Source organism: Jeotgalibacillus proteolyticus (genome assembly GCF_050107735.1).
GTDB lineage: Bacteria > Bacillota > Bacilli > Bacillales > Jeotgalibacillaceae > Jeotgalibacillus > Jeotgalibacillus proteolyticus_A.
Map to the genome: position 1 here is coordinate 1 of NZ_JBNILO010000024.1, position 1755 is coordinate 1755.

General features: G+C 43.8%; 1 protein-coding gene. It reads left to right on the top strand.

The genetic code is table 11. From position 1 onward, the window contains the following. Positions 1-106 precede the first annotated feature (106 nt). Entirely contained in the window at positions 107-1387 is a 1281-nt protein-coding gene (locus tag ACQCT8_RS18900; protein ID WP_426873691.1) for an IS110 family transposase, read from the top strand. Positions 1388-1755 lie beyond the last annotated feature (368 nt).

The window sequence follows — 1755 nt, forward strand, 5'->3', positions numbered from 1 at the left end:
GCAGGAGCTATTCCTGTGAGGAAGTTACGCAGCTATTGCATAAAAATAGCCCCTCCGATATGATGCAGGTGCAAACCCTAGAGCCCATATCGAGGAGGAGCTATACATGCATCTTAATAGAAATGAAAAAATTAATCAAATCACAGAAAAGACATTAGTTATTGGCATCGATATTGCCAAAAGCAGTCACTTTGCCTGTGCCACGGATGACCGTGGCAGGGAACTCCAAAAAAGCTGGCAGGTTAAACAATCCCGTCAGGGGTTTGAAACCCTTCACGCTGAGATCGTAACGCTCATGGGTCGGCATGAAAAGACGAATGTCTTTGTTGGCTTTGAACCGACAGGGCATTACTGGATGAATCTGGCGAGCTTTCTAGAGGCTCGTAGTATCCCATTCCTTCTAGTTAACCCATTACACGTGAAGCGAACCAAAGAACTGGAAGACAATCTTCAAAGTAAGAATGACATGAAGGACGCCCGGTTGATCGCGAAAATGATCCCTCAGGGTCACTATAGTATTCCGCGAATAATGAGACCGGTTGATCAGGAATTAAGACGAGGCTCTGCATTTCGAGATCGATTAAGAAAAGATAAAGGATCGGTATTAAACCGCATTCGCAGATGGTTTGATTTATACTTCCCTGAATTCAGTGCGGTGTTTAAAGAAGTCGGTGTTCAAGCCAAAGCAATCTTGCGATTGGTGCCACTGCCAGGTGATGTACTCAATCTGGGCAGCGAAGCGATCTTACAAACCATCCGGGCTCAACAGGTGAAAGCGTTAGGCCCTGATAAGATCGACAAACTTTACCAGGCTGCATCTATCTCTATTTACTGCTCAGACAGTCCGGAAATGGCCCGTAAAGAAATCTATTTTCTATTAGACCAGCTAGATATGTTTGAGACACAAATTGATGAAGTTACAAGGAACTTAATTGAGCTCGCAAAAGAGCTCCCGGATTTCCAATACCTTCGCACTGTTCAGGGAATTAGTGAAACCACCGTAGCCGAACTTCTGGCAGAAACGGGTTCTCTGAAGCTATACGACAATCCACGCCAACTGATTAAGCTTGCGGGATTAACGCTGACAGCTCAAGAATCAGGAGACATGAAAGGACGAAAGAAACTGTCCAAAAGAGGACGTAAAAAACTACGTCACTTATTGTATAAAACCGTATTTCCACTAATTCACCATAACGATGGTTTTAAACAACTATTTAATTACTATAAAGACCGTAAGGACAATCCCTTAAAAGGGAAGGAAGCCATTGTCGTTTTGTGCAGTAAAATACTTAAAATCTTTCACGGGCTCAGTCATAAGGAAACGGTATTTGATTCAGATCGTATGATCCAGGACCTGCCTTTTCTTTCACAACAACTAGCAGCCTAAGCAACACACAACCCAGACACTGAGAGCCGGACAAGCGGCGACATTCGACGTTCAATGAGAACAGTCCAAGCAGGAGCATATGACCGGCCTCTGCGTTAAGGTGAGGCTAAACGAAGGAATGTAGGTACACAGATGCCAAGAGATATGGGAGGGTGAGCCCCCTTAACAAGCAGAGATTTACTCATGCCTATACAAGACTCAAAGGGAATAAACTCCATTCTCATACCGCAACGTGTCACCGCCAATTCCTTATTTTTGATGCGCTGGAAAGATTACACGTTCTTCGAAGAAGAACCATGTATAAAAAAAATTTAAAATCGATCAATATGGCTTGGAACCCTGATATATCAATTGTTCCCGAGGGAGTC

Coding starts and splice junctions, on each gene's coding strand:
- ACQCT8_RS18900 (WP_426873691.1), top strand. CDS start 107: ATGCATCTTAATAGAAATGAAAAAATTAATCAAATCACAGAAAAGACA.